Source organism: Candidimonas humi, from assembly GCF_019166065.1.
GTDB classification, from domain to species: Bacteria; Pseudomonadota; Gammaproteobacteria; order Burkholderiales; family Burkholderiaceae_B; genus Candidimonas; species Candidimonas humi.
In genome coordinates, this window is record NZ_JAHTBN010000003.1 from 726,459 (window position 1) to 747,606 (window position 21,148).

Here is a 21,148-nt window from a genome sequence, read left to right on the forward strand (position 1 = left end):
CTGGAAGGGGCGCTGCGGGCCCGGAATTCGGCTGCTTCGCCGGCGGTTCGAGGCCAGCCCGATGGGCAGGCCCCATACGCATCGAAGGAAGCTTGAATGTGGCCAAGATGGCTCAGGGCTAGTTCAGAGCCCTGGTTCAGAGGCAGCTCAGACGTAGCTCAGGGGGAGCTTAGAGGTAGTTCAGCGGCGTTCGGATGCCCTCGTAGGCGCTCGCGGGCGCCCAGAGGCGCCGGCCGAGCGGGCCTTGCGGCTTGCCGTCTTCAGCGCCGATAGCTGGCCTGCACCATCTCGAAGCTGAACAGCCGGCAGTCCAGGGCGCCGTTGTGCAAGGGGTAGCGGCGCAGCGGCTTGAGCCGCAGGCGGCGCGGCAGGTCCAGGTCGCTGGAGATGACGTTGATCGACCAGCCGCTGTAGTGCCGCTTGAGATTTTCTGCCCAGGCGGGCCAGAGATCTTCGCCGTCGCCGGCCATGCGTTCGCCATAGGGCGGATTGGTGACCAGCCAGCCGGCTTCGGGCGGCGGCGCCACCTGGCGGGCGTCGCCGATCTCGAGATGCACCGATTCCGGCGTGAGCCAGGCGCGTTCCAGGTTGAGGCGGGCCGCATCGATGGCGCTGGCGTCTACGTCATAGCCGATCAGGGGCGTATCCAGGCGCGGGGCGATGCGGCTGCGGGCTTCTTCCTTGATGTCGCGCCAGCGCCGGGCGTCGTGGTTGCGCAGGCGCTCGAAGCCGAAGGGGCGCCAGATGCCCGGCGGCACGCCCAGGGCGATCCAGGCGGCCTCTATGAGTATCGTGCCACTGCCGCAGAACGGGTCCATCAGCGGACGCGCCGGATCCCAGCCGGACAGGGCCAGCAGGCCGGCCGCCAGGTTCTCGCGCAGCGGCGCCTCGCCCTTGTCCAGGCGCCAGCCGCGCTTGAACAGGGATTCGCCCGAGGTGTCCAGGTACAGGGTGCCGGTGTCCTCGGTAAGAAACAGATGCACGCGCGCGTCCGGCCTGACGGTATCGATATCGGGGCGCGCGCCTTCGCGCTCGCGCAGTCGGTCGCAGATGCCGTCCTTGGCCCGCAGGTTGCAGAACTGCAGGCTCTTCATGGGGCTGTGGATGGCCGAGGTGTCGACCCGCAGGGTCTGTTCGGCGCCGAACCAGTCTTCCCAGGGGGTATCCAGGGCGAGTTCGTAGATGTCGTCCTCGTGGTACACCGGCTGCTGCGAGACCTGCACCAGCACGCGGGTGGCCAGGCGCGAATAGAGATTGGCGCGCTGTACGCCTGCCCAGTCGGCCTCGAAGCTGCAGCCGGCGCGCGATGGCGCCACGGCGTCGAAACCCAGCGCCTGCAGTTCGGCGGCCAGGGCCTCTTCGAGCCCGTGCGGACAGGGCGCAAAGACCGGAAAGATACGCGCCGGCACGCCGCGCCGCGGCCGGCGGCTGATGCGCGGCGCTTGGCTTGCTTCGTATATTTCGGGCGCTTCGGCGCCGCGCCCTTCGAACGGCGCGGCGATGGATTCGCTGCGCCGGCGATCGGGGGCGGGCCTTTCGGCCAAGCCTGCGTCTCGTCCGCGGTGTTGCGGGGCGCCGCTAGCGCCCGCGTCGCGTGCCGGGGCGCGTCGGCCTGCATCTCTGTTGCGGCCTGTCGCTTGCGGGGTCTCGGGCGCTGCTGTCCGGCTTCGGCCAGGGTTCGGTTTGTCGGCCGGCTTGGGGGCGTCGCGGCGCGGCCGCGCCGCGGGCCTGGCATCGTGCCCTGTTGCGGTTTCGGCGGACGTCGCGCGCTTGCGGGCCGGCGCGGAGGCGCCACGCGGCGTATCGGCGCGGGCAGAGGGCCCGGCGCCGTTCTTGCCGCGCGAGATTTCCATTTGCGCAACCTGCCGGGCGCGAGCGCCTCTGCGCTTGCGCGGTTCGGAAGTATCGCTTGCCGCGGCCGATGTGGCCTTTTTTATCGTCAGGGTCTTGCGGGGCTTGGTCGGGGTGTCGGTCATGGTGGCCGGGAATCAGAAGGGCTGGACTACGACCAGGATCAGGATGATCAGCAGCAGCAGTACGGGTATTTCGTTGAACCAGCGGTAGAACTTGTGCCCGCGGGTGTTGCGGCCCGCGGCGAAGGTGCGCAGCATGCGCCCGCAGGCCAGATGGTATATGACGAGCAGCAGCACGAACAGCAGCTTGGCATGCATCCAGCCGCTGGCGCGGCCTATGCCGTAGCCGATGAACAGCCACAGGCCGAAGGCCACCGCCAGCACGGCCAGCGGCGTCATGAAGCGGTACAGGCGGCGCGCCATGCCCAGCAGGCAGTCGGCCGTGGCGGCGTCGTGCGCCTGGGCCAGGTTGACGTAGATGCGCGGCAGGTAGAACAGGCCGGCGAACCACGATGTTACGAACAGGATATGAAAGGTCTTGACCCAGAGCATCCGGCGGTATCCGTGTCAGCCTTGGCCGCGCAACTGGCCGTCGCCGGTCAGTACCCACTTGAGCGTGGTCAGGCCTTCGAGGCCGACCGGGCCGCGGGCGTGCAGGCGGTTGGTGGAAATGCCGATTTCCGCGCCCAGGCCATATTCGTAGCCGTCGGCGAAGCAGGTGGGCAGGTTGATGTAGACCGAGCTGGAATCGACCTCGCGCTGGAAGCGCGTGGCCGCCGCCAGGTCTTCGGTGACGATGGAGTCGGTGTGGCCGGAGCCCCAGCGGGCTATGTGGTCCATGGCCTCGTCCAGGCTGTCGACGATGCGGATCGCCAGTATGGGTTCGAGGTATTCGGTGCCCCAGTCGGCTTCGGTGGCGGCCACGGCCTGCGGCACCAGGGCAAGCGTGCACGGACAGCCGCGCAGTTCCACCCCGGCTTCGGTCAGGGTTTGGGCGAGCCTGGGCAGCACGGCTTCGGCGATGTCGCGATGCACCAGCAGGGTTTCCATGGCGCCACAGATGCCGTAGCGGTAGGTCTTGGCGTTGACGGCGATGTCATGGGCGCGCTGCGGGTCGGCGGCGGCGTCGATGTAGACGTGGCAATTGCCGTCCAGGTGCTTGATGAGAGGAACCTTGGCTTCGGCCGCGAGCCGCGCGATCAGGCCCTTGCCGCCGCGCGGCACGATGACGTCGATGTATTCGGTCATGGTGACGAGCTGGCCCACCGCGGCGCGGTCGGTGGTGCCGACCACTTGCACGGCGTGGGCCGGCAGGCCGGCGTCTTCCAGGCCGCCGCGGATGATTTCGCCCAGCGCCATATTCGAATTGAAGGCTTCGCTGCCACCGCGCAGGATCGCCGCGTTGCCCGATTTCAGGCACAGGGCGGCGGCGTCGATGGTGACGTTGGGCCGCGATTCGTAGATGATGCCGATGACGCCCAGCGGCACGCGCATCTGCGCCACGCGCATGCCGTTGGGGCGTATGGTGGAGGCGGTGGTGCTGCCTATGGGATCGGGCATGTCGGCGATCTGCAGCAGGCCGGCGGTCATGGTCTGCAGGGATTTTTCCGACAGCGCGAGGCGGTCGACCATGGCGGGCGCCAGGCCGTTGCGGCGCGCGGCATCCAGGTCGAGGGCATTGCGTTCGAGCAGTTGCGCCTTGCCGGCCTGCAGGCGTTGCGCCATGGCGCGCAGGGCCTGTGCCTTGGCCTTGCCGGTGGCGCGCAGCATGAGGCGCGAGGCGGCGCGCGCCTGGCGGCCCAGAGGGGTCATGTCGAGAGCCGCGGCGTTCGCGGCGGCTTCGCGCTCGATGGTGTTGCTAGTGGTCGTCATGGATGCAGGGCCCGGGCTGCAGGGGCCCCGGGCGGGTAATGAATAGAGCCCGCGCGCGGCGGGGCATAAGAGAATTATCCCAGCTTTCGGAGCTTTCACAAAAACATGGCCGCGCCTTGCGCCGGATGGCGGTGCCGCGCCCGGGATGCAGGGCGGGCCGTGCGCATGCCGCGGGCCGGAAATCCGGCGGACGTCCCGAGTGCGGGTGTGCCTGTGGCTACGCGCCGGGCGGCGGGCCGCGGCGCGCGGGTGCGGGCCGCACGGCGGCCACGCGCAGCGCCAGGCGGCCCATTTCTTCCCAGGGGTCGTCGAGCCGGCCCGGCACCTTCAGGCCCTTGACGAGCCGGTCGACCTCATGGGCGTGCTGGACCGCCGCGGGCCAGGCGCCGGGCGAGACCCGCGCCAGGGCCTGGCGCGCCAGGCGTTCGTGATTGCCAAAGACGCGGTTCTTGCGCAGCTCGCCGCCCAGGTCGCGGCCTTGCGAACGGGCCTCGGCCAGGCGCGCCAGGATGCGGATCTCGTCGCCCACGGCCCACAGCACCAGGGGCAGGGCGGTGCCCTCGGCGCGCAGGCCGGCCAGCATGGACAGCGTGCGCGCAGGCTGGCCGGCCAGCATCGCGTCGCGCAGGCCGAAGACGTCGTAGCGCGCCACATTGAGCACGGCCCGCTCGACCTCGGCGGCTTCGATGCGGCCCTCCGGATAGAGCAGGGCCAGCTTCTGGATTTCCTGGAAGGCGGCGAGCAGATTGCCTTCGACCTTGTCGGCCATCCATTCCAGCACTTCCGCGTCCACTTCCTGGTTCTGCCGCGCCAGGCGCTGGCGTATCCAGTCGGGCAACTGAGCGCGCTCGACGCTGGCGAGTTCCAGGGTGGTGGCATGTTGCCACAGCGCGCTGGCCCATTTGCCGGTACGGGTGGCCTTGTCCAGGCGCGGCAGGCTGACGAGCATTACGGTGTCGTCGCCCCATTGGCCTGTGCCGGCCATCTCGGCCAGCCGTTGCAGTGTTTCGCCGCCGGTCTTGCCCGGCTTGCCGCCGGGCAGCTTGAGTTCGACCACGCGCCGGTCGCCGAATAGCGAAACATTGCGCGTGGCAGCCAGCACGGCGCTCCAGTCGCTGTTGGCGTCCAGCACCATGCTGCTGCGCTCTGTATAGCCTTGCGCGTGGGCCGCGGCGCGCAGGCCGTCCATGGTCTCGGTAACCAGCAAGGGCTCGTCGCCCGAAATCACGTACAGCGGATCCAGGGGCATGCGCCCCTGGCGCAAGGCGCCGAGCAGGCTGTCCGGGTCGAGAGGCCGTCCCATGCAGGCCCTAGAGCCCCATGCTGGGTTCGACGCGCGGCGTAACCCAGGGAACCGAGGGAGGAGGCAGCTCGGCGCCGCCGGCAGCCTTGGAGTTTTGCGAGGGCTGGCTCAATTGCGCCTTGCGGGCGGCCTCGATCACGTCGGGCGAACTCAGGCGCCGCACGATGCGGTCCACCAGGCTCTTCTGCATTTCCAGGAACAGCGTGGCGATTTCGCCCTGCTTGGCCTGGACCTGGTTCGGGTCGTAGGGCAGGTCCTGGCTGGATGTCAGGGTGGTGGGCGCCAGCAGCACATTGCCCTTGGCGTCCATCAGCTCGAACACGAAGGACAGGTTCAATTCGTATTCTTCGACCAGGCCCTGGGCATTGAGAGACAGCTCGCGCAGCGACTGGTTGTTGGAAATCTGGATCAGCCGCACTTGGGCGTCGCCCATGCGCGAGACGAAGCGCAGATTCGGAGAACTGGCCTGCAGGGCGCGGCGCAGCCGCGCGCCGAAGTCGGAATTTTCCGCGATATTGGTATACACCGTGGAGAAGGGCAGCGGCACCGGTCCGCGCAGCCTGAAGCCGCAGGCCGCCAGCAGCGCGCACAGCATGGCGCAGGCCAGCCCGCGCGCCCAGAGGCGTGCTGCCGGAAGGGATGCCGCCGCGCTGGCGGGCCGGAGCTTGCGCATGCCTGTGTTCACCCTGTGCTTACCCCACTACGTTGACCAGTTTGCCCGGCACCACGATGATGCGCTTGACGGGACGGCCTTCCAGGAAGCGCGCCACCGCGTCGTGCGCCGCGGCGAGCTGTTCGATATCGGCCTTGACCGCCGTGCTGGCGACGGTCAGCGAACCGCGCAGCTTGCCGTTGACCTGCAGCATCAGTTCGATTTCGTCGGCCACCAGCGCCGCTTCGTCGACCGCAGGCCAGGGGGCGTCCAGCAGGTCGCCCAGTGCCGCGTCGTAGCCCAGATCCTGCCACAGTTGCCAGGTGATGTGCGGCACCACCGGGTACAGCACGCGCAGCAGGATGCTGACGCATTCGGCCAGGGCCGCCGCCGAGGCGGGGCTGTCGTCCAGGGCCGCGGACTCGATGGCGTTGAGCATCTTCATGCTGGTCGACACCACCGTGTTGTACTGCATGCGCTGGTAGTCGTAGTCGGCCTGCTTTAGCAGCGTATGGATGTCGCGCCGCAGGGTCTTGGCCGCGCCCGCCGCCTGCGAGGCCGCGGCGCCGCCGCCCAGCCCCGCCTGCACGGCCTCGCGGCGCGCCAGGCAGAACGCCCAGACCTTGCGCAGGTAGCGGTTGGCGCCGTCCACGCCCGAGTCGGACCATTCCAGGGTTTGTTCAGGCGGGCTGGCGAACATCACGAACAGGCGCGCGGTGTCGGCGCCCAGGCTGTCGATGAGCGATTGCGGGTCGACGCCGTTGTTCTTCGACTTGGACATGGTGCCTATGCCGCCATAGGTCACCGGCGAGCCGTCGGCACGCAGGCGCGCGCCGACGATGGCGCCCTTGGCGTCGACGATGTTCTCGACCTGGTCGGGCCAGAAGTACTCGATGCCGCCCTGTGCGTTCTTGCGGGAATAGATATGGTTGAGCACCATGCCCTGGCACAGCAGGCGGGTGAAGGGTTCGTCGAATTTCACCAGCCCCAGGTCGCGCATCACGCGCGTCCAGAAGCGCGCATACAGCAGGTGCAGCACGGCGTGCTCGATGCCCCCGATGTACTGGTCCATGGGCATCCAGTAGTCGTTGCGGGCGTCGACCATGGCCGTGTCGTTGCCCGGCGAGGTGTAGCGCATGAAATACCAGGACGAATCGACGAAGGTGTCCATGGTGTCGGTTTCGCGCCGCGCCGCCTTGCCGCAGTGCGGGCACGAGCAGGCCAGGAAGGACTCGCTGCGCGCCAGCGGATTGCCGCTGCCGTCCGGAATCAGGTCTTCCGGCAGGATCACGGGCAGGTCTTGTTCGGGCACGGGCACCGGCCCGCAGTCGGGACAGTGGATGATGGGTATCGGGGTGCCCCAATAGCGTTGGCGCGAAATGCCCCAGTCGCGCAGGCGCCACGTGGTCTGTTTCTCGCCCAGGCCCATCGCGGCCAGGTCCGCGGCCACGGCGTCGACCGCCTGGGCGGTGCTCAGGCCGTCGTACTTGCCGGAATTGACCGTACGGCCGCGCTGCTTGTCGGCATACCATTCCTGCCAGGCGGTGGCGTCGTAGGCCTGGCCTTCGACATCTATGACCTGGCGTATCGGCAGGCCGTACTTGAGCGCGAAGGCGAAATCGCGTTCGTCGTGGCCGGGCACGCCCATGACGGCGCCGTCGCCGTAGCTCATCAGCACGTAATTGCCAACCCAGACCTGCACCGCGGCACCGGTCAGCGGGTGCGTGACCGACAGCCCCGTGGGCATGCCTTCTTTTTCGCGGGTGGCCAGCTCGGCCTCGGTGGTCCCGCCTTGCTTGCAGGCTTCGATGAAGGCCGCCAGGGCGGGATTGTTCGCAGCGGCGTGCGTCGCCAGCGGATGCTCGGGCGCCACCGCGCAGAAGGTCACGCCCATGATGGTGTCGGCGCGCGTGGTGAACACGTGCATGCGGCCGTCCTGGATCAGGGCGCCCGTGGTGTCGCGGATGTCGTGCGTGAAGGCGAAGCGCACGCCTTCGCTCTTGCCGATCCAGTTTTCCTGCATGACGCGTACGCGCTCGGGCCAGCCGGGCAGGCCGTCATGCACTTGTTCGAGCAGTTCCTGGGCGTAGTCGGTGATGCGCAGGTAGTAGCCGGGGATCTCGCGTTTTTCGACCAGGGCGCCGGAACGCCAGCCGCGGCCGTCTATGACTTGTTCGTTGGCCAGCACGGTCTGGTCGACGGGGTCCCAGTTGACGGTCTGCGTCTTGCGGTAGGCGATGCCTTTTTCCAGCATCTTCAGGAACAGCCACTGGTTCCATTTGTAGTACTTGGGGTCGCAGGCGCACATTTCGCGCGACCAGTCGATGGCCAGGCCCATGGCCTGCATCTGCTTTTTCATGTACGCGATGTTGTCGTACGTCCACTTGGCGGGCGGCACGCCGGATTTCATCGCGGCGTTTTCGGCAGGCATGCCGAAGGCGTCCCAGCCCATGGGCATGAGCACGTTGTAGCCGCGCATGCGCAATTGGCGCGCCATCATGTCGTTGATGGTGTAGTTGCGCACGTGCCCCATGTGCAGTTTGCCGCTGGGGTAGGGCAGCATCGAGCAGGCGTAGAACTTGGGCTTGGGGGAGCCGTCGGCCGCGGTGGCGGTCTCGACCACGCGATAGGCGTCCCGCGCCTGCCAGTTCTGGTGGGCGGCGGCTTCGACGGCGGAAGGGTTGTAGCGTTCCTGCATGGAATTCGAATCTGTATGGGGGAAGGTGGCGCGCGGCATGCGCAGTGCGCGCCTTGCGGTTGCAAGCCCTGCATTATAGGGCGGCGCGCGGGGACGGGTCGAATGGTTGCGGGCTGGTGCTGGTCACTAACGCCGCGGCGTCGCTGCCGCTGCTCGATGCGGCCGTGGTGGAGCAAGTGACGCAGAGCATGCGCCAGTTGTCGCAGCGCATCGGCGAACTGGCGCCGCGTGTGGCGTGGTTCTTTAGCCGCTGAGTGGATTCTTGGGCTGCCGGGCTTGGTTCTTAACTCGCTGAGGCTGCCCTGCGGAGTTCCGATGCTCGCCCAACCTCGGGCTGTGCTTCGGACTCCTCCGGGGTCCTCAGCTCGCACTGCGGCATGCGACGGATTTAATCGGTTTTTAAACCAAGGCTGGTTTAGAAACAGGGTAACAACCGTACAGGATGCCAGGCTGCAAGCCGGGGACCCCGTAGGAGTCCGAAGCGCAGGCGAGTCTGCCGAGCATCGGAACTCCGCAGGGCAGCCCCGGCGGCTAAAGAACCATGCATCGCCGCAATATATTGATTCCTTTGGCCGCAGAAAACAAAACCCCGCGGGCTTGCCGCGGGGTTTTAGGGGAATGCGTCCGCGCCTTGCGGCGCGGTGGGAAACCGGCTTACTTCAGCTTGGTTTCCTTGTACTCGACGTGCTTGCGCGCCACCGGGTCGAACTTCTTGATCAGCATTTTTTCAGGCATGTTGCGCTTGTTCTTGCTGGTCGTGTAGAAGTGGCCGGTGCCGGCCGTGGATTCGAGTTTGATCTTTTCGCGGATGCCTTTTGCCATGATCAGCTCCTGTAATGAGTTCGGCCGTTCAGGCCAGTTCGCCGCGGGCGCGCAGGTCGGCCAGGACAGAATCAATGCCGTTCTTGTCTATGGTGCGCAGAGCATTGGCGCTGACGCGCAGGCGTATCCAGCGGTTTTCGCTTTCGACCCAGAAACGGCGCGATTGTAGGTTGGGAAGAAAGCGACGCTTGGTCTTGTTGTTGGCGTGCGAGACGTTGTTGCCCGTCATCGGGCCTTTACCGGTAACTTGGCATACACGTGCCATGATCATACCCCTTGATATTAATTGGCCTGATGCCATCGGCCTGAACCCGGGCCGCCGCGGCATTCTGCAGTCATTGCCGCCGCAAACCACTCGCCAGGCCCCGTCTGGCCACCTTCATCGACAGCCGTCGCGCAACTTAAACAAACTAAACTATGAATGAAGCTAGCGCTTAAAAGTTAGCGCTTACTTTATCTACAGCCTTGCGCGGACGGCAGAAAATAGGCTGGTGGCCCGTAAAGCCCACTAATATACTGTGAAATCGCTGTTTTGGCAACCAAAGCCTGACACTAAAGCTTGATACCGAAGCTTGCTGCCGGGGCGCGAAACCGGCCAACCCGGGGCATGGTGCTCAGCCTTTGGGAGCGGGCCCTGCATGGGCCTCCCAGAGCGCCGCGGCGCCGGCTGCAGGAGCGGCCGCCCCGTCCGCCGTTCAGGCCTGGCGCACTCCGTCGCGCAGGGCGATGCGGCCGAACAGCCACGACAGGCAGGCGCACAGCGCCAGCATGCCGGTCAGCGGCAGCGGGGTGCTCGACTGCCAGGCGCTGACCGCCATGCCGGAGGCGGCGCCGCACAGCATTTGCAGGGTGCCCAGCATGGCCGAGGCGACGCCCAGCCGCCCGCCCTGGTCGGCCAGGGCCAGGGCCGCCGCATTCGGGCTGACGAAGCCCTGACTGGCCATGAAGCCGATCAGGCACAGCATCAGCAGCGTCAGCGTCATGGCGCCGGCCAGGGTGATGGCGAGCCCGGCCAGCGTGGCGCAGGCCAGCGTGATCTGGGCGGTCTTGAGCAGTTTTTCGGGCGTGTGGCGGTTCAGCAGGCGCGCGCTGAACTGCGAGGCGATGATGAGCGAGGCGGCGTTCAGGCCGAACAGCAGGCCGAAATAGCGCGGATCCACATGGTAGATCTCTATGAAGGTACGCGCCGAGCCCGAGATGTAGGCGAACAGCCCGGCCGAGCCGAAGCCGCCGGCCAGGGTGTAGCACATGAAGCGCTTGTGGCTGAGCAGCGCGGCGTAGTTGCGGGCGATGATGGCCGGTCGCAGGGCGACGGCCTTGCCTGGCGGCAGGCTTTCGCGCATGGTCCAGACCACGCCGCACAGCAGCAGCGTGCCGCCGCCGGCCATGATGGCGAACAGCCCCCGCCAACTGCCCAGCAGCAGCACCTGGCCGCCCAGCAGCGGGGCCAGGATGGGGGTGGCGCCCATGACCAGTATCAGCACGGACAGCGCCTTGGCCGCGTCGCGGGTGTCGAAGTTGTCGCGGATGACGGCGCGCGGAATCACCATGCCGCAGGCGCCGCCGAAGGCCTGCACGATGCGCCACAGGGTCAGGTGCTCGATGTTGTCGGTCAGGCCGCAGGCGATCGAGGCGCCGATAAACAGCAGCAGGCCCGTGATCAGCGGGGGCTTGCGTCCGTAGCGGTCGGCGAAAGGGCCGTAGACGAGTTGCGCCAGCGCCAGGCCCAGCAGATAGCTGGCGACGGTGCGCTCGACCTTGCCTTCCGTGGTGTGCAGGCCCTGCACGATGGACGGAAAGGCGGGCAGGTACATGTCGATCGCCAGCGGGCCCAGGGCGGTGAGCAGCCCCATCAATATGAGCCAGGGCGGAAAGTCGCGTGTCTTGGTAGCGGGTGGCATGTGCTGAGCAGAGAAGGCGGGCGTGCGCGGGCGCCTGCCGGGCCTTGTTAGTGTGAATAGGCCCTAGGTTGAGCTGCGCATCTTAGCATGGGCGTTTGCGTGGTTTTTTCTATACGAATATGATTTTCCGGGTTTTGTCCGCAAGGGAAATAGGAGATTAATTGTGAATTCGGTTTTGTCCGCAGTCGAAAAAAAGCTTGAAGCCCTGCCTATACCTGTCGAGTTGACCATGCCCGATGGGACGCGGGTGGGCGCGGCCAATGCGCGAATCCGTATCGCGGCCAAGGACAGGAGCGCGCTGGCGCACCTGGCGGCCGGGCAAGTGGGCGTGCTGGGCGAAGACTATGTCCAGGGCAAGCTCGACATCGAGGGCTCGATGCGCGACGTGATGGCCATGGCGGCTGCCATCCTGCCCGGTTCGCCGGTGGATGCGGCGCGCGGCGGCTGGCTCACCGGCCTGGTGCAGCGGCTGGTGTCGGTGTGGCGCCATTCCATCGAACGCGATGCGCGCCAGATCCAGTTTCACTACGACCTGTCCGACGATTTCTATGCGCTGTGGCTGGACCCGCGCCGCGTCTATTCCTGCGCCTATTTCCGCGAGCCCGGCATGACCATCGCGCAGGCGCAGGAAGCCAAGCTGGATCACATCTGCCGCAAGCTGCGCCTGCACGAGGGCGAGCGTTTCCTGGACGTGGGCGCCGGCTGGGGCGGCCTGCTGCTGTGGGCCGCCGAGAACTACGGCGTGGACGCCACCGGCATCACGCTGTCCAAGAACCAGCACGCGCACGTCAACCGCCTGATCGAGGCCAAGGGCCTGGGCGGCCGGGTGCGCATGGAACTGCTGGACTACCGCAAGCTGGATGAATCGCGGCCCTACGACAAGATCGCGTCGGTGGGCATGTTCGAGCACGTGGGCCGCGCCCAGTTGCAGGGGTATTTCGCCAAGCTGCGTCGCTTGTTGCGCCCGGGCGGCCTGGTCATGAACCACGGCATCACGGCGGGCGGCCTGCGCAACTCCGAGCTGGGCTCGGGCATGGGCGAGTTCATCGAAAAATACATATTCCCGGGCGGCGAGCTGACCCACATCAGCAATGTGCTGGCCACGCTGACCGACGGCGGCCTGGAAGGCCTGGACGTCGAGAACCTGCGCCCGCACTATGCCCGCACCTTGTGGGCCTGGAGCGACGCCCTGGAAGCCTGCCTGCCGCAAGCCCGGGCGGTGCTGGGCGGCGAGCAGGGGGAACGGTCGCTGCGCGCCTATCGCGTCTACCTGGCCGGCTGCGCCATGGGCTTCGAGCATGGCTGGATCGCCCTGCACCAGGTGCTGGCCCAGCCCATGGCGGGCGGGCGCAGCGACGAGCTGGACTACCCGGCCGACCTGAGCTACCCGTGGCGGCGGGACTACATCTATCGCCAGGCCTGAGTCTGTCGGCAGGCCTGGGCCGGCATGCAGGCCTGGGGCCCGGGCCTGCAATGGGATCGACGCCTTCGGGCTGCTGTTGTGCCCGGCATGTAGCGGCGGCCCACTTATCGACGGGGTCGGTCTCCAGGCCGGGCCGGAATATCGACGCCCAGGCATGTCCTCGTGGACGCCGCGGCGCTCGGGACGCTTCAGGTGCTCGCCGGAGCCGGCCCGGCCTTGGGGCGGGCGCGCCGCTCCCAGACCCTTACCACGTGCCAGTACCAGCCATGCAGCAGCGCTGCCGACAGGCCCAGGCCGGCCAGGGCCATGAGCCACATGGTCGCCGCGCCCGGCGGCGCACCGGGCGCCAGCACCCGCAACAAGGGCAGCAGGGCGCCGGCGCCGGGCCCGTAGCCCAGCCACCAGCCGCCCACCAGGCCGATACCGGTCAGCGCCACGGTTTGCAGCAGCATGGGCACCAGCGCCACCTTGTAGGCCCGCAGCAGGTATGAGCCTATGCACTGCATGGCGTCGCACAGGTGGAAGAAAGGGATGATGCGCAGCAGCGTGGCGGCCACCGCGGCCACTTGCAAGTCGTCGGTATAGGCCTCCAGGATCAAGGGACGGCCCAGGACCAGGATCGTGGCGGTGGCCAGGGCGCCCACCACGACCACGGCCATGCCGGCCTGTCCCATGGCGCGGGCGCGAGGCAGGTCGCGCGCGCCTATGGCCTGGGCGGTGAGCGAGGCCGAGGCGACGCCGACGGCCATGGGCATCATGTAGCACAGCGCGGCCAGGTTGGCGGCGATCTGGTGGCCGCCCGACACGTACATGCCCTCGCGCGCCACCAGCAGCGCCATGAAGCTGAAGGCGCACACTTCCACCAGGTATGAGCCGCCCATGGGCAGGCCCAGGCGCAGCAGTTCCTTCTGCGTGGCCCAGTCCGGCCGCTCGAGGCGCGGCCGCAGGCGCGTGTAGTAGGGATCGCGGCGCAGCACCCACAGGCCCGCGGCCAGGCACAGCCAGCCGACCACCGCGGTCGACAGGCCCGCCCCGGCGGCGCCCATGGCCGGGACGCCCAGGGCGCCGAAGATGAAGATCCAGTTGAACAAGAACTTGAAGACGATGCTGGCCAGGTTGATCGCCATGACGGTCTTGGGGCGCGACACCGCCGCGCCCAGCGCGTAGATGGTGCGGAACACCAGGGTCGCGGGCAGCGCCACGATCAGCGCCCGCAGGTACCAGGCCACGCCGTTGCGCACCGCGGGTTCGACCTTGCCGGACATGGCCAGCCACAGGTCGGGGAACAGCATGCACGCGCCGCCCAGCACCGACAGCGCCAGCGCCAGCCAGACGCCCTGGCCCCAAGTGCGGCCCACATCGGACAAGCGACCCGCCCCATATTGCTGGGCGAGGATGGGAATGAGCGCGTGCACCACGCCCATCAGGCCCACGAAGACCGTGATGTAGATGGAGGCCGACAGCGACATCGCCTGCAGGTCGGCTGCGCTGGCGTGGCCGGCCATGGTGGTGTCCAGCACGCCGAAGGCGATGCCGGCCCACGAACTGACCAGCACCGGCCAGGCCTGGCGGAGTGTTTCGGCCACATGCGAGCGGAAGCCTGCGGGCTTGCGGGTATGGGTCATGAACTTGGTGATGAGTCGCGTGCGCCGCGGCTGCCAGCGGCGCGGTTTATTTTTTGCGGCCACCCAGGCGCAGCAGGCGGAAGGCTTCGTGGCGGTCGGCGCCGCGCTTGCCCCGCCATAGCTCTTGGGCCGCCCCGGTTTCGGTGGCGCCCGAGAACCCGGAGGTGCCTTCGGCCAGGTTTTGCGGCGTGGTCTGCTGCAGGATCAGGGTGCAGTGCGGGTCGTAGCTGAAATTGATGTCGTTGAACACCAGGAACGAGGCGCGTTGGCCCAGCCCCAGGCCGAGCGCCCGCACGCATTCGTGCGGCTGCTTGTAGGTATGCAGCGCCTGCGCCAATTGCGCGGACACGTCGCGGTAGCTGCGCACGTAGTCCAGGGCCGGCATCCACAGGGTGGCCAGCAGCAGCCAGGTCGTGATCAGGCCGCCGGCCGACAGCACCGTGCCGCGCCACAGCGCCTGGGGCTTGCTGTGCAGCCGCCAGCGCACCAGTCCGATCCAGGTGGCCGTGCCGGCCAGCGCGATGAGCACGGCGGCCAGCGACACGTGCGCCGCGTAGCCGGTAGTCTGGCGCGCGATATTGTGCGCGATCTGCCGCGGCCAGCCGGTCTGCAGCGCAATCCAGCCCAGCCACACGGTCGCCGCCGTGAGCGAAAAGCACATCACCGCGAACCAGTCCAGCGAATTGACCACGCCGCGGCGCAGGGTCGGCAGCGAGAAGGCCGCCAGCACGGCTACCGGTACTGCCATCAGGCTGTATTCGGGTTCGAAGACGTCTGCCAGGAAGAACATGAAAACCAGGGGGCAGGCGGCGAACGCCAGGGGCACCCAGATGTGCGGGGATGCCAGCCACGAGCGCCAGCGCCAGATGGCCAGCAGCGCGAAGGGCCAGGTGGGCCACAGGAACCAGGGCAGGTCGCGCACGATGCTCAGGGCCGTTTCGTAGTGCGGCCAGGCGAAGGATCGCAGGTTCCAGAGCCACCAGTTCTGCATCCAGTATTCGCCGATCTCGCTGGCGGGGATCCACCATAGCAAAATCAGCGCCACGCAGATGGCCGCGCTGATGATGAGCCAGTGCTTGGAGTGCCATAGCGGGCTGCGCGGGATGAAGGCCAGGGGCACAGCCAGCATCACCGGCAGCGCGCCTATCCAGCCGCGGGTCAGGAACACCGCGGCCAGCGCCACGCCCAGGATGATGGAGCCCGACAGCGGCCGGTCCAGCATGCGCGCCACGGAATAGAAGGCCAGGGCCTGGAAGGCGATCAGCGCCGGCACTTCGGAGGTCTCGTGCATGCGCCAGAGAATCCCGACCGTGGCGACGATCAGCAGCAAGGCGGCGTCGGCGATCATGCGGCCGTAGTCGCGCACGGTGGGTTCGCCGCCGAAGGGCAGGGCCAGCGGTTGCGGCTCGGGGCGGCGCCCCAGCAGGTAGGTGCCGTACCAGACCGAGGCCGTGACCAGGCCGAACCACAGCAGGTTCGGCAGCCGCGAAGCGATCATGGCGGCGTTCAGCGAACTGGTGAAATGCTCGAAGAAGGGCTGGAACAGCCAGATGCTGAAGCCGCCCACCCAGGTGATGAGCGGACCGTCCTGGGCGTGGGCGAGCGTGCCTACCTGCGGCAGCAGCCAGGCCTGGGCCGGGCCGTGCAGGGCGGTGAGCATGGTGGCCAGGCCGACTACGTCGTCGGTTTTCCAGGGGTCGCGGAAGAACAGGCCCGAGAATATGTACACGACCCCCACGACCAGCAGGAGAATCCGCGGCAGTTTGGTGGTGGCGGTCGCCATCAGGCGGGCCGGAGTGGAGCGGGAGTCGTTGGGCGGCACGGAGGACGGCGCTGGGCTACGGACGATTGCTTATCTTAAATTAAAAAGGCAGCCGTAAGGCTGCCTTTTTCCCGGAGGGCGGTAAGCGGGTATTGCGCTTACGAGGCCTTCTTGGCGGCGCCGGTGGTACGGGCGAAGCGGGCGCGGAATTTTTCCACGCGGCCGGTTTCGACGATGCGCGTTTGTGCGCCGGTGTAGAACGGGTGCGATTCGGAAGTCACGTCGCACTTGAAGAGCGGATAGGACTTGCCGTCGAGTTCTATGTTTTCGCGGCTGGTCAGGGTCGAGCGCGAAATGAATTTGTTGCCGGTTTGCTGATCCAGAAACACCACTTCGTGGTATTCGGGGTGGATGCCTTCTTTCATATCGATTTCCTGTGTTCCCGGGCTTGCCCGGCTTCTCTTGCGGGTCGCCAGCCGGCTGGTCTCGCATCGATAACTCATACCGATGGCCTATACCGACAACGTATCCAAAATTAAGCCAGTTATTCTAGCATGGGCATTAAAGCGCACGCAAGATGGCACGTACCGGGCTGGCATCGGCCTCGACCAGCGCCAGGGGCAGGGCGATGAGTTCGTAGTCGCCGGCAGGTACGGCGTCCAGCACCAGGTTCTCGAGCACGCGCAGGCCGTGCCGCGCTATGGCCTGGTGGCTGTCCAGCGATTTGCTGGGGGCCGGGTCTATGCTCGGGGTGTCGATGCCGATCAGCATGACGCCCGCCGCGGCCAGGTATTCCACGGCGGCCGGCTCGTAGGCGGAGAAATCGTCGGTCCAGGCATCGACGGCGGCTCGTTCGCAAGTGCGCGCCAGGATACGCGGCGGGGCGCCGTCCATATGGGGGAGCAGGTCTTCGACGCGGATCAGCGGGCCGCCGTGCATGACGTGTATGACCCGGCAGGGGCCCAGAAAGGGTTCGAGCCCGAGCGTGCCGGCGGCGGCGCCCTGGGGGTCGTAGTGCAGCGGCGCGTCGGCATGCGCGCCGATGTGCGGCGAAAGTGTGATTTCGCTGACATTGACCGGACAGCCGGGGCCTATGGTCCAGCGCCATTGCTGCCGGTAGGGCGTGTCGCCGGGAAATACCGGGGAACGGGCCGATACGGGCGGGGAAATATCCCAGATTTTCGTCATGGCTGGCGGGCTTGCAGGTTCGTGTATATGCCCATGCGGGGACGGCCGCGGGCTCGTTGCGTTCGGTTCGGAGGGCCGGGTGTCCGCCCCGCGGCGCCTGGGCGCGCATGTAGGTACGCCTGGCACAGGCACGTCTCGCGCCGACATATAGTGCTGATACCCAGGCATGTAGAGCTTATACCGATTGCCGGCCTGTGTCAGACCTGGCCCCGTTCGGCCAGCGATATCGCGGTGTCGCCGGCGATGATCAGGTGGTCGAGCAGCCGGATGTCGACCAGGGCCAGGGCCTGCTTCAGGTGGCGGGTCAGCGCGAGATCGGCAGCGCTGGGCTCGGCCACGCCGGAAGGATGGTTATGGGCCAGGATCAGGGCGGCCGCGTGGTGCCGCAGGGCGGCCTTGACGATTTCGCGCGGGTATACCGAGGCCTGGCTCAGGGTGCCGCGCGCGATGTCTTCGCCGACTATGAGCCGGTACTGACTGTCCAGGTACAGCGCCATGCAGTGTTCCACCCGCAGCGGCGCCAGGACGCTGAGGCAGTAGCTCTTGACCCGTTGCGGCTGGTCGAGCGCGTGGCCGCTGCGCAGTTCTTCTTCGAGGGCGCGTCGGTTCAGCTCGCTGATGGCCAGCAGTTCGCAGGTCTTGGCGCAGCCCAGGCCGTCGAGGGCGAGCAGGGCGCGGGGTTCGGCCGAGAGCAGGCCGCGCAGGCCGCCGAAGTGTTCGATGAGCTTGTGCCCCAGCGCCACGGCGCCGCAGCCGCGCGTGCCGGTGCGCAGGACGATGGCCAGCAGTTCCGGCGAGGTGAGCGCGCGGGCACCGTGGGCCAGCAGGCGTTCGCGGGGACGTTCGGGATCGGGAAGCTGTGTGCGTCGTGCCATGGCGGATGTGCTCCGGGGGGCGGCCCTGCGCGCGGCGGGGCTTGCCGGCGCGCGCTTTGCGCCGCAAGACCCTGCGCCGTCCAGGCCCGGCCCCTTGCTGTGGGACTCTCTGCTCTAAAATAGAGGCTGCAATGACCTTCTACGGTGACAGATTTTGACTTCCCCGGCCGATTCCGCGAACGCTTTTGTCCGCCCCGATTCCTACCTGACCCTGCATTACCGCATCGTGCTCAATTCCGGCCCCGCGGCGGGGTCGGTATTTGCCGACACCTTCGACGACCGGCCCGCCACGCTGCAACTGGGGGCGGGGCAATGGGCTCCCGGCATGGAAGAAGCCCTGGTGGGCCGCGAAGACGGCACGCAGTTCAGCATCGATCTGCCCGCGGCGCAGGCGTATGGCGAGCGCAATCCCGATCTGCTGCAGCGGGTCAGCCTCGACCTGCTGGCCCAGTACACCGAGCCTGGCGTGCAATTCCAGCCCGGCGATATGGTGGAATTCTCCGCGCCCAACGGCGGGCGTTATTCGGGGGTGCTGAAAGAGTTGGGCGACACCTGGGCGCTGTTCGATTTCAACCATCCCTTGGCCGGTACCGATCTGCGTGTCGATGTTTCCTTGCTGGGGGTGCTGTAATGAAGGTCAATAACGACACAGCCGGCCGGCCGGCGCCGCAGGCTGCCGGCGAAATCGAGGTCGTGCTGGCCCAGCCGCGCGGCTTCTGCGCCGGCGTTGATCGCGCCATCGATATTGTCGAACGTGCGCTGGAGCTGCACGGCGCGCCGATCTACGTGCGGCACGAGATCGTGCACAACCGCTATGTGGTGGAAGACCTGCGTTCGCGGGGCGCGGTGTTCATCGACGAACTCGACCAGGCGCCGGCGGGCGCCATCGTGGTGTTTTCCGCCCATGGGGTGTCGCGGGCGCTGCGCGAGGATGCCGAACGCCGGGGGCTGCGGGTGTTCGACGCCACCTGCCCGCTGGTGACCAAGGTGCACGTCGAAGTGGCCCGCATGCGCGCCGCCGGGCGCGAGATCATCATGATCGGCCATCGCGGCCATCCCGAGGTCGAGGGCACGCTGGGCCAGGCCGAAGGCGGCATGTACCTGGTGGAAACGGTCCAGGACGTGGCCGAGCTGCAGGTTGCCGACCCGGACAAACTCGCCTTCGTCACGCAGACGACGCTTTCCGTGGACGACGCCGCCAAGGTCGCCGATGCGCTGCGCACGCGCTTTCCCGGCATCATGGAACCCAAGAAGAGCGATATCTGCTATGCCACGCAGAACCGCCAGGATGCGGTCAAGATCATGGCGCCCGATTGCGATCTGGTGCTGGTGGTGGGCAGTCCCAATAGTTCCAATTCGAACCGCCTGCGCGAAGTGGCCGAGCGCAAGGGCGCGGCCGCCTATCTGGTGGATCACCCCGACATGGTTCAGGCCGCCTGGCTGCAAGGAGCGCGGCGCGTGGGCGTGACGGCCGGCGCATCGGCGCCGGAGGTGCTGGTGCAGCAAGTGATCGGGCGGCTCAAGGAACTGGGCGCCGTGTCGGTGCGCACCTTGCCCGGCGTCGAAGAAAATGTGGCGTTCCCGCTGCCGCGGGAACTGTCGCGCAAAATATAGGCATGCCGGCTTCAGGCGTGCCGGCTCGCGGCGGCATGCGCCCACCCGGCCGGCGCCCGGCACATCCGGGCGCAACGGCCACGGCGGCAGCCCGGCCGCGGCGCGGGCGACACACAGGAATGAACAAGGAATAAACCGACATGAAGCTCTACAGCTATTTCCGCAGTTCGGCCGCGTACCGCGTGCGTATCGCCCTGAACCTGAAAGGGCTGCCCTATGAGACCGTCGCGGTGCACCTGCTGCGCCAGGGCGGCGAGCAATTGCTGCCCGAGTACCGGCGGCTCAATCCCACCGCGCTGGTGCCGACCCTGGTCGATGGCGACCTGGTGCTGGGCCAGTCCATGGCCATTCTCGAATACCTCGAAGAAACCCACCCGCAGCCGCCGCTGCTGCCGCCCGATGCCGCCGGACGGGCCAGGGTGCGGGCCATTGCGCAGACTATCGCCTGCGACATCCACCCGCTGGACAATCTGCGCGTGCTCAAGTACCTGAAGCACGAAATGAAGGTCTCGGAAGAAAACAAGAACGCCTGGTACAAGCATTGGGTGGAAGTCGGCCTGGCGTCCGTCGAAGCCATGTTGGCAGGCCATCCCGCCACGGGCGACTTCTGCCATGGCGACCGGCCCGGCTTTGCCGACCTGTGCCTGGTGCCCCAGGTGGCCAATGCGCGCCGCTTCGATTGCGACCTGAGCGGCATGCCGACGATAGTGCGCATCGAGGGCCGCTGCCTGGAGCTCGACGCCTTCCGCCAGGCGGCTCCGGCCAATCAGCCCGACGCCGAATAAGGTTCAGGTGGCCGCGCCCTGTTCGCGGCGCTGCAGCCACTTGCGGATGTAGTCGAAGCGGTCGAAGCCCCAGAAGGGCTCGTCGTCGATGAAGATGAACGGCGCGCCGAACACCCCGCGCGCGGTGGCGGCCTCGATGCCCGATTTCAGCGCGGCCTTGATGTCGTCCTGCTGCATGCCTTGCGCAAGCGCCTCGGCGTCCAGCCCCACGCCGCGCGCCTCGGCAAGCACCACTTCGGGCTGGCTGATGTCGCGGCCCTCGGCAAAATAGGCGCGGTACACGGCGTGCGCGAATTCGCGTGCCTTGGCCGGCCCGTGCTGCGCGTCTATCCACAGCATTGCGCGGGCGGCGCCTATGGTCGCCACCGGAAAGCGCTCGGGGTGGGAATAGGGGATATCGAACAGTGCCGCGGTGCGGGCGAAATCGTGCAGCGCATATTGGCCCTTGATGGGCACGTCGACCAGGGGCGCCACGCCCATTTGCTTGAACACCGGCCCCAGCAGTATGGGGTGCCAGTCGACCTCGCGCCCGAATTCAGCGCCCAGGGCGTCGATGCGGGTGCTGGCGCAGTAGGCGTACGGAGAAGAAAAATCGAAGTAGAAGTCGATGGGGCGGTTCATGGCGGCATCTGCCTGTCTTGTGGTCGAAACAGTCTGTAAACAGTTTATCCCGTTTTGCCGCGCTCCTTCTTCGTTCTTTCTTTGTATGATGCATAACCTACGCGGCGCGCGGCCGCGTCCCGCGGCCGTGGGCCATGGCTGGCAGAGAGCGGAA

Annotated in this window: 20 protein-coding genes; 5 read left to right on the forward strand and 15 right to left on the reverse strand. The window is 67.3% G+C overall.

Annotated elements, in window-relative coordinates; genetic code table 11:
- Nucleotides 1-260: 260 nt before the first annotated feature.
- The 6 genes from KVP10_RS10365 to leuS all read right to left on the reverse strand — a co-directional run bounded on the left by KVP10_RS10365 (nucleotide 261) and on the right by leuS (nucleotide 8,378).
- On the reverse strand, nucleotides 261-1,976 hold the full coding sequence (locus tag KVP10_RS10365) for a THUMP domain-containing protein (protein ID WP_217964460.1): 1,716 nt from the start codon (nucleotides 1,974-1,976) through the stop codon (nucleotides 261-263).
- Between the two features lie 12 nt (nucleotides 1,977-1,988).
- Nucleotides 1,989-2,405: a CopD family protein gene (locus KVP10_RS10370; RefSeq protein WP_217964461.1), complete on the reverse strand. Its 417-nt coding sequence runs from the start codon at nucleotides 2,403-2,405 to the stop codon at nucleotides 1,989-1,991.
- Between the two features lie 15 nt (nucleotides 2,406-2,420).
- Complete coding sequence (locus KVP10_RS10375) at nucleotides 2,421-3,725, reverse strand: glutamate-5-semialdehyde dehydrogenase (RefSeq protein ID WP_217964462.1); 1,305 nt, start codon at nucleotides 3,723-3,725, stop codon at nucleotides 2,421-2,423.
- Between the two features lie 217 nt (nucleotides 3,726-3,942).
- The gene (gene holA, locus KVP10_RS10380; RefSeq protein WP_217964463.1) at nucleotides 3,943-5,028 is read right to left on the reverse strand and encodes a DNA polymerase III subunit delta; all 1,086 of its coding nucleotides are present in this window, start codon (nucleotides 5,026-5,028) and stop codon (nucleotides 3,943-3,945) included.
- Between the two features lie 7 nt (nucleotides 5,029-5,035).
- Entirely contained in the window at nucleotides 5,036-5,701 is a 666-nt protein-coding gene (locus tag KVP10_RS10385) for an LPS-assembly lipoprotein LptE (protein WP_217964464.1), read from the reverse strand.
- Nucleotides 5,702-5,720: 19 nt separating this feature from the next.
- Nucleotides 5,721-8,378 carry a leucine--tRNA ligase gene (gene leuS, locus KVP10_RS10390; RefSeq protein WP_217964552.1) on the reverse strand — a complete coding sequence of 886 codons (2,658 nt, stop codon included), beginning with the start codon at nucleotides 8,376-8,378 and terminating at the stop codon, nucleotides 5,721-5,723.
- Nucleotides 8,379-8,494: 116 nt separating this feature from the next.
- Between leuS and KVP10_RS10395 the strand changes: the two genes are divergently transcribed.
- Entirely contained in the window at nucleotides 8,495-8,632 is a 138-nt protein-coding gene (locus KVP10_RS10395; protein WP_217964465.1) for a hypothetical protein, read from the forward strand.
- Between the two features lie 400 nt (nucleotides 8,633-9,032).
- Here KVP10_RS10395 and rpmG read toward each other — a convergent pair whose 3' ends face one another.
- The 3 genes from rpmG to KVP10_RS10410 form a co-directional block, all read right to left on the reverse strand.
- Nucleotides 9,033-9,200, reverse strand: coding sequence for a 50S ribosomal protein L33 (gene rpmG, locus KVP10_RS10400; protein ID WP_088604426.1), 168 nt, complete (start codon nucleotides 9,198-9,200; stop codon nucleotides 9,033-9,035).
- A gap of 28 nt (nucleotides 9,201-9,228) precedes the next feature.
- Nucleotides 9,229-9,465: a 50S ribosomal protein L28 gene (gene rpmB / locus KVP10_RS10405; RefSeq protein ID WP_217964466.1), complete on the reverse strand. Its 237-nt coding sequence runs from the start codon at nucleotides 9,463-9,465 to the stop codon at nucleotides 9,229-9,231.
- Nucleotides 9,466-9,895: 430 nt separating this feature from the next.
- Entirely contained in the window at nucleotides 9,896-11,101 is a 1,206-nt protein-coding gene (locus KVP10_RS10410) for a multidrug effflux MFS transporter (RefSeq protein ID WP_246600527.1), read from the reverse strand.
- Between the two features lie 163 nt (nucleotides 11,102-11,264).
- Between KVP10_RS10410 and KVP10_RS10415 the strand changes: the two genes are divergently transcribed.
- Complete coding sequence (locus KVP10_RS10415; protein WP_217964467.1) at nucleotides 11,265-12,524, forward strand: class I SAM-dependent methyltransferase; 1,260 nt, start codon at nucleotides 11,265-11,267, stop codon at nucleotides 12,522-12,524.
- 188 nt (nucleotides 12,525-12,712) lie between these two features.
- Here the strand turns inward: KVP10_RS10415 and KVP10_RS10420 are convergent, their stop codons facing one another.
- From KVP10_RS10420 to radC, 5 genes are all read right to left on the reverse strand, one after another.
- Entirely contained in the window at nucleotides 12,713-14,149 is a 1,437-nt protein-coding gene (locus KVP10_RS10420) for an MATE family efflux transporter (RefSeq protein WP_217964468.1), read from the reverse strand.
- Between the two features lie 46 nt (nucleotides 14,150-14,195).
- A complete protein-coding gene (locus KVP10_RS10425) occupies nucleotides 14,196-15,932 on the reverse strand; it encodes an ArnT family glycosyltransferase (RefSeq protein ID WP_217964554.1) in 1,737 nt (578 codons plus the stop codon).
- A gap of 137 nt (nucleotides 15,933-16,069) precedes the next feature.
- Nucleotides 16,070-16,336, reverse strand: coding sequence for a type B 50S ribosomal protein L31 (locus KVP10_RS10430; RefSeq protein WP_217964469.1), 267 nt, complete (start codon nucleotides 16,334-16,336; stop codon nucleotides 16,070-16,072).
- 136 nt (nucleotides 16,337-16,472) lie between these two features.
- Nucleotides 16,473-17,099: an arylformamidase gene (kynB, locus tag KVP10_RS10435; RefSeq protein WP_217964470.1), complete on the reverse strand. Its 627-nt coding sequence runs from the start codon at nucleotides 17,097-17,099 to the stop codon at nucleotides 16,473-16,475.
- A 197-nt stretch (nucleotides 17,100-17,296) separates the two neighbouring features.
- Nucleotides 17,297-17,974 (reverse strand): RadC family protein, encoded by a 678-nt coding sequence (gene radC / locus KVP10_RS10440; protein WP_217964471.1) that lies wholly within the window; start codon nucleotides 17,972-17,974, stop codon nucleotides 17,297-17,299.
- A 154-nt stretch (nucleotides 17,975-18,128) separates the two neighbouring features.
- Between radC and KVP10_RS10445 the strand changes: the two genes are divergently transcribed.
- From KVP10_RS10445 to maiA, 3 genes are all read left to right on the forward strand, one after another.
- Nucleotides 18,129-18,605 carry an FKBP-type peptidyl-prolyl cis-trans isomerase gene (locus KVP10_RS10445; protein WP_217964472.1) on the forward strand — a complete coding sequence of 159 codons (477 nt, stop codon included), beginning with the start codon at nucleotides 18,129-18,131 and terminating at the stop codon, nucleotides 18,603-18,605.
- Nucleotides 18,605-19,588: a 4-hydroxy-3-methylbut-2-enyl diphosphate reductase gene (ispH, locus tag KVP10_RS10450; RefSeq protein WP_217964473.1), complete on the forward strand. Its 984-nt coding sequence runs from the start codon at nucleotides 18,605-18,607 to the stop codon at nucleotides 19,586-19,588. Before KVP10_RS10445 ends, ispH begins: the two co-directional genes overlap by 1 nt.
- 140 nt (nucleotides 19,589-19,728) lie before the next feature.
- Nucleotides 19,729-20,373, forward strand: coding sequence for a maleylacetoacetate isomerase (gene maiA, locus KVP10_RS10455; RefSeq protein WP_217964474.1), 645 nt, complete (start codon nucleotides 19,729-19,731; stop codon nucleotides 20,371-20,373).
- Nucleotides 20,374-20,376: 3 nt separating this feature from the next.
- Here the strand turns inward: maiA and KVP10_RS10460 are convergent, their stop codons facing one another.
- Nucleotides 20,377-20,994, reverse strand: coding sequence for a 2-hydroxychromene-2-carboxylate isomerase (locus tag KVP10_RS10460; RefSeq protein ID WP_217964475.1), 618 nt, complete (start codon nucleotides 20,992-20,994; stop codon nucleotides 20,377-20,379).
- Nucleotides 20,995-21,148: the final 154 nt, after the last annotated feature.